The 14,636-nt window shown below is 56.5% G+C and carries 13 protein-coding genes; 3 read left to right on the top strand and 10 right to left on the bottom strand.

Translation table 11 applies throughout. From position 1 onward, the window contains the following. Positions 1-3 precede the first annotated feature (3 nt). Positions 4-1,056 carry a transglutaminase family protein gene (locus LINBF2_RS06935; protein ID WP_281887743.1) on the top strand — a complete coding sequence of 351 codons (1,053 nt, stop codon included), beginning with the start codon at positions 4-6 and terminating at the stop codon, positions 1,054-1,056. A 58-nt stretch (positions 1,057-1,114) separates the two neighbouring features. Next, entirely contained in the window at positions 1,115-1,570 is a 456-nt protein-coding gene (locus tag LINBF2_RS06940; protein WP_104797294.1) for a RidA family protein, read from the top strand. A gap of 21 nt (positions 1,571-1,591) precedes the next feature. Here the strand turns inward: LINBF2_RS06940 and LINBF2_RS06945 are convergent, their stop codons facing one another. The 7 genes from LINBF2_RS06945 to LINBF2_RS06975 form a co-directional block, all read right to left on the bottom strand. Next, positions 1,592-2,956, bottom strand: a complete 1,365-nt coding sequence (locus tag LINBF2_RS06945; protein ID WP_281887746.1) for a TolC family protein — start codon at positions 2,954-2,956, stop codon at positions 1,592-1,594. Beyond that, positions 2,953-6,057 (bottom strand): CusA/CzcA family heavy metal efflux RND transporter, encoded by a 3,105-nt coding sequence (locus LINBF2_RS06950; RefSeq protein ID WP_281887747.1) that lies wholly within the window; start codon positions 6,055-6,057, stop codon positions 2,953-2,955. Before LINBF2_RS06950 ends, LINBF2_RS06945 begins: the two co-directional genes overlap by 4 nt. Further along, positions 6,057-7,175, bottom strand: a complete 1,119-nt coding sequence (locus LINBF2_RS06955; protein ID WP_281887749.1) for an efflux RND transporter periplasmic adaptor subunit — start codon at positions 7,173-7,175, stop codon at positions 6,057-6,059. Before LINBF2_RS06955 ends, LINBF2_RS06950 begins: the two co-directional genes overlap by 1 nt. A gap of 63 nt (positions 7,176-7,238) precedes the next feature. Next, entirely contained in the window at positions 7,239-7,619 is a 381-nt protein-coding gene (locus LINBF2_RS06960) for a hypothetical protein (RefSeq protein WP_281887751.1), read from the bottom strand. 104 nt (positions 7,620-7,723) lie between these two features. Further along, positions 7,724-8,359, bottom strand: coding sequence for a hypothetical protein (locus LINBF2_RS06965; protein WP_281887753.1), 636 nt, complete (start codon positions 8,357-8,359; stop codon positions 7,724-7,726). Continuing rightward, positions 8,359-9,402 carry a rod shape-determining protein gene (locus LINBF2_RS06970; protein ID WP_281887755.1) on the bottom strand — a complete coding sequence of 348 codons (1,044 nt, stop codon included), beginning with the start codon at positions 9,400-9,402 and terminating at the stop codon, positions 8,359-8,361. The genes LINBF2_RS06965 and LINBF2_RS06970 overlap by 1 nt, the downstream gene beginning before the upstream one ends. Positions 9,403-9,565: 163 nt before the next feature. Then, positions 9,566-9,757 carry a hypothetical protein gene (locus LINBF2_RS06975; protein WP_146100035.1) on the bottom strand — a complete coding sequence of 64 codons (192 nt, stop codon included), beginning with the start codon at positions 9,755-9,757 and terminating at the stop codon, positions 9,566-9,568. 138 nt (positions 9,758-9,895) lie between these two features. Here LINBF2_RS06975 and LINBF2_RS06980 point away from each other — a divergent pair, with 138 nt between their 5' ends. Continuing rightward, entirely contained in the window at positions 9,896-11,476 is a 1,581-nt protein-coding gene (locus LINBF2_RS06980) for a glycosyltransferase family 39 protein (RefSeq protein ID WP_281887759.1), read from the top strand. Between the two features lie 45 nt (positions 11,477-11,521). On the opposite strand, the gene LINBF2_RS06985 is transcribed toward LINBF2_RS06980, so the two are convergent. The 3 genes from LINBF2_RS06985 to LINBF2_RS06995 all read right to left on the bottom strand — a co-directional run bounded on the left by LINBF2_RS06985 (position 11,522) and on the right by LINBF2_RS06995 (position 14,613). Further along, complete coding sequence (locus LINBF2_RS06985) at positions 11,522-12,604, bottom strand: branched-chain amino acid ABC transporter substrate-binding protein (protein ID WP_281891299.1); 1,083 nt, start codon at positions 12,602-12,604, stop codon at positions 11,522-11,524. A gap of 123 nt (positions 12,605-12,727) precedes the next feature. Further along, positions 12,728-13,165, bottom strand: a complete 438-nt coding sequence (locus LINBF2_RS06990) for a DNA polymerase III subunit chi (RefSeq protein WP_281887761.1) — start codon at positions 13,163-13,165, stop codon at positions 12,728-12,730. After that, positions 13,162-14,613, bottom strand: coding sequence for a leucyl aminopeptidase (locus LINBF2_RS06995; RefSeq protein ID WP_281887763.1), 1,452 nt, complete (start codon positions 14,611-14,613; stop codon positions 13,162-13,164). Before LINBF2_RS06995 ends, LINBF2_RS06990 begins: the two co-directional genes overlap by 4 nt. Positions 14,614-14,636 lie beyond the last annotated feature (23 nt).

A 14,636-nucleotide genomic window follows, 5' to 3' on the forward strand; every position in this document is an offset into this window, starting at 1 on the left:
GCCATGTTGCTGTACATCACCCACACCACCACTTACCACTATGTGCCGCAGGTCAACACCGCGCAGCACATGGCGCATTTGCTGCCGCGCAGCGATGCTGCACAAACGGTGCAACACGCCGAGCTGCACATCACACCCACACCAGCAGCGACCAGCACGCATGTGGATGTGTTTGGCAACAACCGCACTTTCTTCTCGCTGCCCGTGGTGCACGACACACTCAGCATCACAGCCAAGAGCACGGTGGACACCCACTTCATCGCCTACCCACCCGAGCAAGCCTTGACCACGCCCGCCTGGGAAAACGTGCGCGAACACTTTGTGTATCACTCGGGCGCTGCGTGGGACGCGGCTACCGAATACGTGTTTGCCTCGCCCTATATGCAGCCGCATCCCGACTTTGCCGAATATGCGCGTGCCAGTTTTGTGCCCGCTCGCCCCGTGCTGGCAGCCGCGTGCGATTTGATGACGCGCATTCACCAAGAGTTCACGTATGAGGCCGCCAGCACAGACATCAACACGCCTGCGCTCGAAGCCCTCAAAAGCCGCAAAGGCGTGTGCCAAGACTTTGCGCACATCCTCATCGGTTGCTTGCGCACACAAGGTTTGGCCGCACGTTATGTGAGCGGCTATTTGGTAACCGAAGTACCTGAAGGCCAAACCCGCTTGATAGGCAGCGATGCCTCGCACGCATGGGTGTCGGTTTATGTACCCAACGATTTAGACGACGCAGCTGAAACCGCCAAGACCGGCGCACTTGCCACCCACGGCCAATGGTTTGACCTTGACCCCACCAACAACCGCTGGGGCCTCAGCTCGCCCGGCATCGACTACGTGACCTTGGCCATTGGCCGCGACTACGCGGATGTATCGCCTGTGCGCGGCGTGATTCATGGCGGAGCTAGCCACACGTTGGAAGTTGCTGTGACGGTGCAACCGGCTTCTGAGTTGGCAGCAGCTTCTGTGCAAACGCAAACACAGTCGCAATCACAAACCCAAAGTCAATCGCAAGGTCAGTCGCAAAGCCAATCACAAAGCCAAAGCGAAGCACGCTGACCTCAGTCACGCGCTGTGAGCGCTCTTAAAATCACTGGATTCAAACAAGGAATCCAACATGAGCGTTTACGACAAACTCCAAACCCTGAACATCACCCTGCCCCCCGTGGCTGTGCCCGCTGCAGCCTATGTGCCGTTTGTGCAAACAGGCAACTTGGTGTTTTTGAGCGGCCACATTGCCAAACAAGACGGCAAGGTGTGGACTGGTCAGCTGGGTAAAACCATGCAAACTACCGAAGGCGCACAAGCCGCACGCGCTGTGGCTGTGGATTTGTTGGGCACCTTGCACGCTGCCGTGGGCGACCTGAACAAGGTCAAGCGCATCGTCAAAGTAATGAGCTTGGTCAACTCCAGCCCCGACTACACCGAGCACCACTTGGTGACCAATGGTTGCAGCGAACTCATCGGCCAAGTGTTTGGCGACAAAGGCACGCACGCACGCAGCGCGTTTGGCGTGGCGCAACTGCCTTTGGGTGCTTGTGTGGAAATTGAGCTGATTGCCGAACTCGCCTAAGCGGCTTATTCCGTTAACGAATCATTCGTCAAAGTCCCAGATCTGGTGCAGATCTAGACGAATCAACGCCAGCAATTCCACCACCTCTAGCTGCATGCGCTCAGCGGCATTGAGGTTGTCGCTGGCGAGGCGCGCAATCAGCAACACGTCCGACAAACTGCCCTCGCCCAAGGTGTAGGCCTTGACCGATTTTTCTGCGGCCAAGGCTTGACGTTGGGCCGCAGATTTCAAGTTGTCGGCGGCTGTGCGTTTGTGTTGAAACTGAATCCACATGCTGTCAAACATGGCGCCCAGTTGTTGCTCGGCCAGCAACACTTTGTCGCTGGCCGCTTGTGCATCGGCCACCAACGCAGTCGCGTGATGAAAGCGCGAGGCACTGGGGAACGGCATGGAGAACATCACGCCCGAAATGGTTTCAGCCCCTGCCCGCTCGCGCCCGCTGAACACGCCCAATGTGGGGTCAGGCAATCGGTCACGCGTCGCGCGGTCAGCGGCGAGGCGCAAACGTTGGGCGTCCACACGCATCATGTTGAGTTCGTGGTTTTTATCTAAGAATTCTTGACGCATGGCAACCATGGTGTCGGTCAAAGCAGGCAATTTAGGAAATGCATCCAAACGCAAAGCCACAGGCATGTGCGTGGGCAACACCATGCCTGCATAGCGACGCGTGAACGCTGACGCACTGGAGGCCAACTGTGCATCGGCCACCGAACGTGCTGCGGTGATGCGCTCAAACTCGGCATTGGCCAGCTCTGCGTCGAGCTGCGAAATTTCGCCATGCTTGAGCTGCACTTGCGTGAGGCGCTGCATTTTGGCGGCCAAATCAAAGGTGGTCACCGCATTCTTTTGGTCAGCCAACGCACGCAGGTAAGCAAACCAAAAACGCATCAACTCGCGCGCGCCTTCGTGCATGGCATCGGCGTATTCAATGTCGGCAAAGGCTTGGGTTTGCGTGGCGAGGTCGGCGTCCATGCCACGCTTGCCCCAAAAACGCACAGGGCGTTCGATGCTCACCATCGACTCATGCAACTGCGCGCCTGTGGCCACCTCGCGACGACGCTGCGAAGTGCTGCGCAAGGTGAACTCGGCGGAGCCTGAGTCAATGCCCTGAGCGCGAGCTGTACCTGCTTCCTTTTTGGCGCGCGCAGCTTGCATCAAGGGGCTGCTGAGCAAGGCGTCTTTCACCGCAGCTTCAGCCGGGAGATAAGGCAAAAGCTGTGATATCGCAGTCGACGCTGAGGCCGCGCCAGAAGCTGATGACGTAGCAGCAGACGATGCAACGGTTGCTGAAACGGCAGGCTGTTGTGCATGAGCCACCCCCATCATCAAGGCGCAAGTGCAAGCGGCGACAAAGGCTACAACATCAAATTTCACGAAACGTTTCATGACTTCCTCCAATGCAAGAGGCGCGTGAGCGCATGCCACGGCACGCCATCCAGCCCACCAAAGCGTTCAAACAATTTGGGCAGCAGCAACAAAGTCAGCAAGGTGGAGCTGAGCAAACCACCCGTCACAACAATCGCCAAGGGCCGTTGAATTTCTGAGCCAGGCCCCGTGGCAAACAACAACGGGATCATGCCCAGCGCGGTGATGACCGCTGTCATCAACACAGGGCGCAAACGGCGCTCGGTGCCTAGGCGCACCACCACGTCCATCGCTTCGCCATCGAGCAAGCGTTCGTTGAAGTGCGTCACCATCACCACACCATTGAGCACCGCAATGCCCAACAACGCGATGAAGCCCACCGATGCAGGTACTGACAAATACTCGCCCGAGACCGCGAGTGCGACCACACCGCCCACCAACGCAAACGGGATGTTCAAAAAGATGATGCCCGCCTGAATGGCCGAGCCAAAGGTGAACACCAAGATGGTGAAGATGAGCACCATGGCCGCAGGAATGACCAGCCCCAAACGCGCTGCCGCGCGTTGCTGGTTTTCAAACTGACCGCCCCACACAATGCGCACATCGCTGGGCAGCTTCAAGGCGGCCACCGCCTTTTTGGCATCGGCCACAAAGCCCGTCAAATCGCGACCATCCACCGACACCTGAACGCTGGTGAAGCGCGCGCTTTGCTCGTGGTCCACACGGATGGGGCCATCCACCAAGCGAATGTCAGCCAAGGCACTGGCGGCCCACACACGGCCATCGGGTGCAGCAAGCTGCAAGTTTTTAAACGCTTCTGGGCTTTGTCGCGTGGCCTCGTTGCCGCGTAAGGTGAGCGGCATGCGCACACCGTCTTGCAACACGTAGCCGAGTGACTCGCCTTCGACTTGGTTTTTCAAGGCTTGCTGCAAGGCCTCCACACTGAAGCCCGCTTGGCCCATGGTGGTGCGGTTCAAACTTACAGAGACGTATTGCAAGCCCTCTGCCTTAGGCGCAATCACTTCGGCAGCGCCGGGGATGGTGCGCACGGCATCGGCAACTTGATGAGCAGCTTCGTTCAAGCTACCAAGGTCTGTGCCAAAAATTTTGATAGCCACATCGCCGCGTGTGCCTGTGAGCATTTCAGACACACGCATTTCAATCGGCTGGGTGAAGCCATAGACCAAGCCCGGAAAACCATCCAACACCACGCGCAGCGCATCGACGATGTCGTCTTTGTTGCCGCGCCATTCACTTTTGGGCTTGAGCACCAAGAAAGTGTCGGTCTCATTCAGGCCCATGGGGTCTAGCCCCAACTCGTCAGAGCCTGCACGGGCGACGATTGACTTGACTTCGGGCACGTTGTCCAAAATGGCTTGCTGCACACGGGTGTCAATTTCCAGCGAGGCTTCGAGTGAAATCGAAGGCAGCTTTTGCAACTGCACCAAGATGTCGCCCTCATCCAAGGTGGGCATGAAGGTTTTGCCAATGAAGCTGTAGAGCACGGCAGCCACGACCAACGAGGCCAGAGACACACCATACAACCACTGCGGCTTGGCCCACACGCGTTCGCGCAAACGCAGATACGCGGCATGGATTTTTTGCATCACCACAGGCTCGTGCGCACCCTCTTCTTTCAGCACCATCGATGCCAAAGCAGGAATCACACTGAACGCCAATAGCAGCGACGAAGCCAACGCCATGATGATGGTCACGGCCACAGGTGCAAACAGCTTTCCTTCTAAGCCTTCAAGGCTCAGCAACGGCAAAAACACCACGCAAATGATGAGCACGCCAGACGCCACGGGTTTGACCACCTGACGCACAGCACTCAGCAAAATTTCGGTTTTCGACAAGGCGTGGCCTTTTGGGTGCGATGCAAATGCGGTTTCGATGTTTTCCACCACCACCACCGCTGCGTCCACCAACATGCCCAGCGCAATGGCCAAGCCACCCAAGCTCATCAAGTTGGCGGTCAAGCCAAAACCACGCATCAACATGAAGGTGCTCAGCAATGACAAAGGCAAAGCCACGGCCACCACCACGGCAGCGCGCATGCCGCCCAAGAACACATACAAGGTGATGCACACCAACACCGCGGCCTCAATCAACGCATGAATGACCGTGTCTGCGGCTCGCGTGACCAACTCGCCTCGGTTGTAAAAAGTTTTCACGGTCATGCCTTTGGGCAAGCGCGGGGCCATATCGGCTAACTTGGCATCGACCGCGTTCACCAACTGACGGGCATTGACACCGCGCATGCCCAGCACCAGGCCTTCGACCGCTTCGCCTTGGCCATCTTGGGTGACTGCACCGTAGCGTGTGAGTGCGCCGTGCGTGACGGTGGCCACGTCGTCGAGCTGCACGCGTGCGTTGCGCGTGGTGGTCAAGCGCACCGCACGCAAATCGTCCAACGTTTTCACTGCGCCTTCCACGCGTACGACCAAGGCTTCTTCGCCAGCCGTCAAACGGCCTGCACCATCGTTGCTGTTGTTGGCGAGCAAGGCTTGACGCAAGTCGGTCATGCTCACACCCATCGCCGCCATCTTGGCGGTGTTGGGAATGACTTCGAAGGTTTGCACTTCACCGCCAAGCGAGTTGACTTCGGCCACACCGGGAATGGTGCGCAGCTCGGGGCGAATCACCCAGTCGAGCACGCGGCGTTTTTCGGCCAAGCCGAAGTCACCTTCAAGCGTGAACATGTACACCTCGCTCAGCGGTGTAGTGATGGGCGCCAAGCCACCGCTCACACTGGCTGGCAAATCGCGCATGACCGAGCCCAAGCGCTCAGACACTTGTTGGCGCGCCCAATACAAATCCACGCCTTCGTCAAAGTCGATGGTGATGTCAGCAATGCCGTACTTCGAGATAGAACGCACGATGCGTTTGTTGGGGATGCTCAGCAGCTCTTGCTCTATGGGTTTGACCACGCGCTGCTCGACCTCTTCGGGCGTCATGCCTGGAATTTTGAGAATCACTTTGGCCTGCGTGGGCGAGATATCGGGGAAGGCATCAATCGGCAAATTGAGCCACGCGTACGTGCCTGCAACAAACAGCAAGCCAGCACACGCCAGCGTGAGGCTGCGAAAACGCAGGCTCAAACGAATGAGGTGTTCAAACATCACTCGTCCTTTTGTAACAAGGCGCGCAAGGAAGCGATGCCTGTGACCGCCACTTTACTGCCTGCAGGCAACGCGGTCTCGATCAACGACAAGTCGTCGGTGGACGAAATGACATTCACCGTTTGCGCTTCAAAGCCTTTGTCGTTCGCCACAAACAACCACGGCTTGCCGCGCCACTGAGTGACGGCGCGTGCGGGTACCAGCCATTGCGAATCAGGCTTGGCGGCACCTGCTTTGCCTTTGGCATGCACGGTGACCGACACCAACTCGCCCGCTTGCAAACTGCCTCGGCTTGTGACGGTGGCACGTGCGCGTGCCGATTGGCTGGCATCCACCGCGCGGCTCACGCCGATGAGCTTGGCTTTGGCGTTGCGCGAGGCAATGCTGACCTCGTCACCTACTTGCAGCTGCGCAGCTTTATCAGATGAAAGCTGCAGGTCGAGTTGCAACTGCGAACTGTCCGCCAACTTGAACAACATCGCGCCCACTTCCACGCGTTGGCCGACCGCGACAAAAGCCTCAGACACTGTGCCCGACAGCGGCGCTTTGAGCGTGCCCGTGGCGTAGCCCGTGTTGGCATCAAAGCGCATGCCTGCGGCGACCAGCTCGGCCTCGCGTGCATGCAGCTGCGCTTGTGCAGCCTCTTGCTTAGAGCGGCTCAGTTGCAAACGCACGGCAGGGATGATGCCCTCCTCGAACATGGCTTGGTCGCGCTGTGCGGCGGCAGAGGCGTTTTTGTAATCGAGCGAAGCTTCATTCAACAAGCGCCGTGCATCGCCCAACATGGGGCTGGTGAAGTGCGCCAAAGCAGCTCCCGCCTTGACCGTGTCGCCCACGCCCACCAACAACCGAGACACTTGGCCCGCATACGGCGCAGACACCGTGAACTCTTTGCCGGGTGGCATGACCACCGTGGCGCTGGCCAGCAGCTGACCGCCTGTCGAGGCCTGCACTGCTGCCACTTGCACACCCAGGCTGGCTTGTTGTTTGGCATTCAGCAGCAGCAACACGGATGCATTGGCTGCGGATGGCGCCACTTGCGCCAAGGCATTGACCATCACTGCCAACCACAAGCAGGACACAAAGCCACGAAGGAAAAACTTGAAAGAAGTGAACATCACCAACTCCACACATCACAAACCAAGAGGCGGTGCACACACCAGGTGTACACGCGTTAAAAATTAGAAGTGAAATGCAGGAGGTGCGTGCGGCAGCGGCGGAAAGCCGGCAAGAAACGAAGGACGGCCGGCACGTTGCGTGCCTGGCGCCAGCAAGAAAGACACCACGCGCTGAATCAGCGCAGCCATGACAAAGACGGTGAGGATCAACACGCTTTGCTGCTGCTCCTCCACATCCAACGCGGCTTGGCGTGCATAAGAAGTTTCAACACCCACAGCCGCAGACTCTGGCTCATCGTCTTGGCTGAAGCTGGTCATGGTCAATGCAGGTTCAGCAGACAGCGACACGGAACTCATGCCTGCCACATGCAAACCGGTCACCTGAGACGCACCGTAATGCGCGTGCAAAAACGGGCCAATTGCCAACAAGGCAACCAGCGCCATGGCCATATGAAGGCACATCGTTTTGAAGAGGGAGGTTTGCTGCATTACGCTGGTCATCTTAAACCAGCCAGATGAAGCCTTGATGAAGCAAGGCTTTGATGGAATTAGCGCAAATCAGCGGCGCAGCGCTTAAATTGAGCCAATGGCGTTGTGCCGTCTTGACCCGCCGCAGGAAACTTAGACAAATCGATCACCACAGACGGTTGCTTGGTGACCAAGGGAAATAGCAGGTGAAGGTTCTTTGCGTCATCACCCACCCAAGTTTGCAGTTCGTTCTTTTTGCTGTCTTTGTATTCAGCGCACACGCTGCTTTTTTTGCAACTGCTTTTGTGTCCGGTGAACCGCCGCACGCTGACGTCCTCGACACCTAGCTCTATGCGGGGAATTGGAAACGGTTGGATGCCTTTGCCGCCAGGGGCGAGCTGATGGTTTTGCCCAATGACTGACAGCACCATGGGTTTGCCCACTTCACGTTTGGCCACCACCGAACCCGTGAACGCAAACTGCGTGAACTTCTTGTTGAACTTGCTGGTGTACACGTGCATCAGTGTGAGCTGGCAACTGGGTTCTTTTTTGTTTTTTCTGTTTGCTTTGAACACCATGCGCGAGGCATCACCCGAGACATCCGGCAGCTGTGCCGTACGAGCTGCCTGTGCGGGCATCGACATGACCAAGAACACACCAAGCCAGCCGCAAACCGCCAGAGACCAAAGCCCCTGCGCCTTTGACAAGAACCCCATCAATCCGCCGTGAAGATGCCGCTGACGCTGTGCAACTGCTCCAACGCCAAACCGCAACCCCTCGCCACACACGTGAGCGGATCTTCGGCAATCAACACAGGCAAGCCTGTTTCTTCGGAAATCAAACGGTCTAGGTCACGCAACAAAGCACCGCCCCCCGTGAGCATGATGCCGCGCTCAGCAATGTCTGAGCTCAACTCAGGCGGTGTGCGCTCCAAAGCGATCTTGACGGTAGACACCAAGTTGTTCAAGGTGTCGGTCAGCGCTTCCAAGATTTCCGTGGAGCTGATGGTGAAGCTTTGTGGAATGCCTTGGCTCAAGTTGCGGCCCGTGATTTCCATTTCCTTCACCTCGCCAGTGGGGAACGCGGTTGCAATTTCTTTCTTGATGCGCTCAGCTGTTTGCTCGCCAATCAACATGCCAAAGTTGCGGCGGATGTAGTTGACGATGGCTTCGTCAAACTTGTCACCACCAATACGCGCGCTGTTTTTGTAAACCATGCCGCCCAGCGACACAATGCCCACCTCCGTGGTACCGCCACCAATGTCCACCACCATCGAGCCGCACGGTTCAGTCACGGGCAAGCCCGCACCAATGGCTGCAGCCATGGGCTCTTCAATCAGATACACCTCAGAGGCCCCAGCACCCAGGGCAGATTCGCGAATGGCACGGCGCTCCACTTGAGTGGAGCCACAAGGCACACAAATCACAATGCGCGGGCTGGGCTTGAACAACATGTGCGGGTGAGCCAGCTTGATGAAGTGCTTGAGCATCACCTCGGTCACGGTGAAGTCGGCAATCACGCCGTCTTTCATCGGGCGAATGGCCTCGATGCCTGCGGGCACGCGCCCCAACATGGCTTTGGCCTCATTGCCAACGGCCAACACCGTGGTTTTGCCATGAACTTTTCCGTCTTTTTTCAACACCACCACAGAAGGCTCATCGAGCACGATGCCGTGTTCTTTGGTGTAAATCAAGGTATTGGCTGTGCCTAAATCGATAGCAATATCCGTCGAAAAAAACTTCGTAAATTTAGAAAACAAAATAACCTCACGTAGAACAGGCGTCGCGCGAAATTATCGAGAAGCCCGCCCTCGTCGTCCATACGCTTCAAGGTGTATAAACCCTTGAATTTAAAGAGAAAATAGTCAATTAGTAGCAATAAAAAAGGCGCCATCAAGGCGCCTTTGAAATAGGTGTATCGAATTAAGCTTTGACCGCACGAAATCCTGAATACATCCGTGAAGCAGGACGGCTGCGCTGCTCAGCTTCTTGAGCCAGCTGGGCGCGGATTCGATCAAACGTCGCTTTGATGCCAGTCTTCTCACAAGACACGATTTTGAAGCGGCGCTCCACGGCAACATTAGGCGATTCGATCTGAACTACTGATTTATCCAATTTAGGCTCCAAAGAACTTAGTGAAGAATCAACGCCTCAGCTTTACATTTGGTGTACACGCTTTCTAAAAAAAAACGACAGAAAACATAAGTCCTTGATTTACTTATAATTTTTCATTAACTTTTGTGACAAAAAACCTTGAATAACGCTGTCCACCCCCGCTTTGATCTAGAAAAAATATCAAAAAACACATGGATTTGGTGGGTGTTGGGCATCCACGTGTTGGCTTGGGTCGTCGCCCATGGCATTGCCGACACCAATTTAGACAGCTACGCCGACATGCTGGAAAACTATGCCTGGGGTCAAAACTGGGCTTGGGGCAGTGCCAAGCACCCGCCTTTGTTTGCCTGGGTCACGGGCGCGTGGTTTGTTGTTTTTCCAACCACAGACATGGCCTACCACCTGCTGTCTTATCTCAACGTCGCCATCGGCCTGCTGGGTGTTTACCGCTTGGCACAAGCCATAGACAGACATGATCTGGCTTTGCCTGCAGTGATTTTGTTAAGCATGGCGTTTCCTTACAGCACCCTGGCCGTCAAATTCAACGCCAATGCGATTTTGCTAAGTGTTTGGCCTTGGGTTGCCGTTGCTTGGGTGCACAGCATTCAGAAAACTGGGCGCTCGGGCTTGCTGTGGTCAATGGCGTTGGGCGTGTTAGCCGCCCTGGCCATGCTGGGCAAGTACTACAGCGGCGTGTTCTTGCTGGCGCTTTTCTTGGCAGCCTTTGCCTCAGCACCAGGACGTGCTTGGTTCATGACACCTAAACCATGGTTGACACTGCTTGTCTTTGGTTTGAGTTTGTTGCCCCACATCGAATGGCTGCGGTCCCATGAATTCGTCACCCTACATTACGTGGGCGAACAAAGCAGCACAGGCGGCACCAACTGGCGCCTTTTAAGCAAATTTGCGGTTGCGCCCGTGGCCTATTGGCTGGTGCCTTGGCTGCTTTGCACGGCGCTGAGTGCAGCAAAAGACGTGTCTATTTGGCAGGCGTTGCGCACCTTGCCCACTCGGATGTGGTTGTCATGGCGCCCTCAAGGCTGGGGCGATAGTTTTTTTTGGTTGGCCATGCTGCCTTGGGCCATCACGCTGATATTTGGAATCACCGGTTTTGTGGAGCTCTCTCTGCCTTGGGCCATTCCGATTGGTTACGGCTTTTCCCTGCTTTGGTTGCGCAACCTCAACCAAGATGACAAGGCAAGCGAATACATCACCCAGCGTTTGCTCAAATGCTTGATGGCCTGGTTTGTTGTCGTGGTGTTGGTCAGCCCTTGGTACGCTTGGCACCAAGCCAACGAAGGAAACGACAACCACTACCTGCCAAGGCGCGAAGCTGCCGCGGCTGTGCTTCAAACATGGCAAGAGCGCCACCCCAACGTGCAGCTCCAATGGGTTGGTGGCCAATGGGCAGAAAGTGCTTTGCTGGCCTTTTACGGTGACCAGGACTTGCGCGTGGTGCCCGAGGTGCCAGATCAATTCCCAGCCACCGTCAACCCCTTGCCCGATTGGCAAACACGCGCAGGCGTGTTGCTCTGTCCTCTCGGCCCTGTGAGCACACCTGCCGTCACTGATTGCCCACAACGCATGCAGATGTGGTTAGAAGCACAGGGGCAAAAAGCCGACCCCATCACGATCACCGTGAAGAGTCAAGGCATTCGCTTCCCGCTGGACAAACCTTTCGCATACCTGGTGTTCGAATACCTCCCCAAGCAACCATAAAAAAAGCCACCCGAGGGTGGCTTTTGAGTGGGTGGCATTGCGGCTTTAACGCACCACCGCGATTTGATCGCGCTTGCCAGCCTTAAAGGTGTACAGCGTCAAGGCGCCGTTCTTGATGTCACCTTTGGCATCAAACGAAATAGTGCCTGTCACGCCTTTGAAACCTGTTGTCTTTGCCAGTTCTGGCAAGTACTTGGCTGGATCGCTGGACTTGGCGCGCTGCATGGCATCCACCATGACAAAGACCGCGTCATACACATAAGGTGAATACAGCTTCACGTCGTCATTGAAGCGTTTCTTGAATTTGGCACCGAAGTCGTCCATGCCCTTCTTCAAAGCGCCATCCACACCGCCAGCCTCAGCACACACCACTTGGCCATCGGCCATGGCGTCACCCGCGAGCTTGATCATTTCGTTGGTACAAATGCCATCGCCGCCCATGAACTTGGCTTTGATGCCCAGTGATTTCATTTGCTTCATCATCGGGCCGCCCACGGCGTCCATGCCACCGAAGAAGATGATGTCTGGCTTCTTGCCCTTGAGTGTGGTCAAGATAGGCATGAAGTCTGTGGCTTTGTCGGTCGTGAACTCATGGCCCACCAAATTACCGCCTGCAGCCTTGACAGCTTTTTCAAACTCTTCAGCCACGCCTTGGCCGTAAGCTGTGCGGTCATCGATCACGGCAATGGATTTGCCTTTGAGTTCGTTCACGGCATAGCGGCCCAAAGTGCCACCCAAGTGAACGTCATCCGCCACCACGCGGAAAGCTGTTTTGTAGCCTTGACGGGTGTACTTGGGGTTGGTCGAGGATGGGGAGATTTGGGGAATGCCTGCGTCGCTGTAAATCTTGGAGGCTGGAATGGTTGTGCCTGAGTTCAAGTGGCCAATCACGCCGCTGACTTTGGCGTCCACCAACTTTTGCGCGGCGGCTGTGCCTTGCTTGGGATCAGCCGCATCGTCTTCAGCCACCAACTCCAATTTCACTTTCTTGCCATTGATGCTCACGCCTTTGGCATTGAGTTCTTCAACGGCCAAACGTGCGCCGTATTCGTTGTCTTTGCCCAAATGCGCGATGGCGCCGCTGACGGGGCCGACATGGCCGATCTTGACCACTTGGTCTTGCGCCATGGCCAAACTGCTGATGGCGGCCAACGTTGCAACGGCTGTCAATTTGAAAGAGAAATGCATGCAAGAACTCCTTGGGTTTGAAATAACGGTTTTTAATCGTAACTCCAAAACAAAGAAAGTTTCTCAATCCCTTAATTTCAAATCATGGCGCGTGATGGAATACCCACGATCGGCATAGTGTTTCCAGCGTTGGCGTGCCAGCTGGCGGTCTTCGTCATCCAACGTGACCACTTCAATCGTGCGCTCAAAGCGCTCGTAGCCCGCCGCTACCTCGTTACCCAAATTCAACAGCACTTGGTGATGAGGCAACTCAGGGCCACCCTCAATTTGTGCGGCCAAGACCACGGGGGACGACATCAACTGCTCAGCAGGGCTACCTGCGCGGCAATGCGCGACAAACTCCAGTGGCGAGAACGTCCACAGCAAGGTGTCGAGTGCTTGCAAGGAAGCAGGCGCACCTGTCACCACCACACGTGCGCCACTGGCCACGGCCTTGCGCAGCAAGCGGCAGGCATAGGCCAGTTTGTCGGGCGCGTTGAAGTGAAAAGCGATTTCGGTCATTTCGCTTTGGCAGTGCTCAACAAGTATTGCAACAACAAGCCCACAGGACGACCCGTCGCACCTTTGGCAGCGCCGCTCTTCCAAGCAGAACCTGCGATGTCCAAATGCGCCCATGGGTAGTCTTTGGCAAAACGCTGCAAGAACTTGGCGGCAGTAATCGAGCCGCCATCACGCCCAGCCACGTTGGCCACATCGGCAAAGTTGGACTTGAGGCCTTCTGCATATTCCTCGTCCAAAGGCAAGCGCCAGCAAGGGTCCAGCGCGGCTTCACCTGCGGCAAACAAGGCATTGGCCAAGTCGTCCGAAGGCGAGAACAAACCACTGCGCACATGACCCAGCGAAATCACACAAGCGCCGGTGAGCGTGGCAATGTCAATCACCGCACGGGGTTTGAAGCGTGTGGCGTACGTCAAGGCGTCACACAAAATCAGGCGGCCTTCGGCATCGGTATTGAGCACCTCAATGGTTTGACCGCTCATGCTGGTGATCACATCACCGGGCTTTAAGGCCGATGCGTCTGGCATGTTTTCGCAAGTGGGGATGAGGCCCACCACGTTGATGGCGGGCTTCAAGTGCGACAACGCCTCAAACGTGCCCAGCACGCTGGCGGCACCGCACATGTCGAACTTCATCTCGTCCATGCCAGGGCCTGGCTTGAGCGAAATACCGCCCGTGTCAAACGTGATGCCCTTGCCCACCAACACGGTCGGTGCCACAGTTTTAGCTGCACCGCTGTATTGCAACACGATGAAGCGCAAAGGCTCAACCGAGCCACGCGCCACTGCGGCGAAGGAGCCCATGCCGAGTTTTTCGATCTCTTTGGGGCCGAGCACTTGGCAATGGATGCCCGCCTTTTTACCCAAGGCCTTGGCCACATCCGCCAAATGTGTGGGCGTGGCGTGGTTGGCGGGACGGTTGCCCCACTCTTTGGCCAAGGCCACACCGGCCACTTGGGCGCGGGCCAGGTCAAATTCGTGTTTGGCTGCTTTGGTTTTTTCGGCAGTGGGCAAAGCCAAAACCACGCGCTTCAAGCCCGAGGCTTTGGCCGATGGCTTGGTGGCGGTGTACACATAGCTGGTGTCAGCCACAGCTTGGGCTGCAGCTTGCAGGCGGTGTGCGCTGGCATCGGCCAAACACACGGTGATGTGAGCAGGCTTGGCGGCTTTGAGCGAGGCCACAGCCGCAGTCACGGCTTGACGCACCACGCGCGCACTGCCGTCACCACTGGAGACCAAGACCAAGCGCATCGCGCTCACGCCTTGTGGGTGCCACACGCTCAGCAGCTTGGCGGGCGACTCGTCCAAATCACCGCTTTTGCGTGCCTCTGAAATAAGTTGGGCCAAAACGCTTTTGGTCGGCTTGTCCTTGGCAGATACCAAGATAATCAACGCATCGGTTTTATGCGTGACTGCAGCGTGTAAATCTAGGGTCTTGAGCTCGAAGTTCATAATTGTGTTTTTCCTCTGTCGCT

The organism is Limnohabitans sp. TEGF004, from assembly GCF_027924965.1.
Classification (GTDB): domain Bacteria; phylum Pseudomonadota; class Gammaproteobacteria; order Burkholderiales; family Burkholderiaceae_C; genus Limnohabitans.

Excerpts from the sequence above, each read along its gene's own strand:
- LINBF2_RS06985 (WP_281891299.1), bottom strand. The coding sequence starts at position 12,604 with ATGGCGCAAGACCAAGTGGTCAAGATCGGCCATGTCGGCCCCGTCAGC.
- LINBF2_RS06950 (WP_281887747.1), bottom strand. The coding sequence starts at position 6,057 with ATGTTTGAACACCTCATTCGTTTGAGCCTGCGTTTTCGCAGCCTCACG.
- LINBF2_RS06935 (WP_281887743.1), top strand. The coding sequence starts at position 4 with ATGTTGCTGTACATCACCCACACCACCACTTACCACTATGTGCCGCAG.
- LINBF2_RS06990 (WP_281887761.1), bottom strand. The coding sequence starts at position 13,165 with ATGACCGAAATCGCTTTTCACTTCAACGCGCCCGACAAACTGGCCTAT.
- LINBF2_RS06940 (WP_104797294.1), top strand. The coding sequence starts at position 1,115 with ATGAGCGTTTACGACAAACTCCAAACCCTGAACATCACCCTGCCCCCC.
- LINBF2_RS06945 (WP_281887746.1), bottom strand. The coding sequence starts at position 2,956 with ATGAAACGTTTCGTGAAATTTGATGTTGTAGCCTTTGTCGCCGCTTGC.
- LINBF2_RS06965 (WP_281887753.1), bottom strand. The coding sequence starts at position 8,359 with ATGGGGTTCTTGTCAAAGGCGCAGGGGCTTTGGTCTCTGGCGGTTTGC.
- LINBF2_RS06960 (WP_281887751.1), bottom strand. The coding sequence starts at position 7,619 with ATGGCGCTGGTTGCCTTGTTGGCAATTGGCCCGTTTTTGCACGCGCAT.
- LINBF2_RS06995 (WP_281887763.1), bottom strand. The coding sequence starts at position 14,613 with ATGAACTTCGAGCTCAAGACCCTAGATTTACACGCTGCAGTCACGCAT.
- LINBF2_RS06955 (WP_281887749.1), bottom strand. The coding sequence starts at position 7,175 with ATGTTCACTTCTTTCAAGTTTTTCCTTCGTGGCTTTGTGTCCTGCTTG.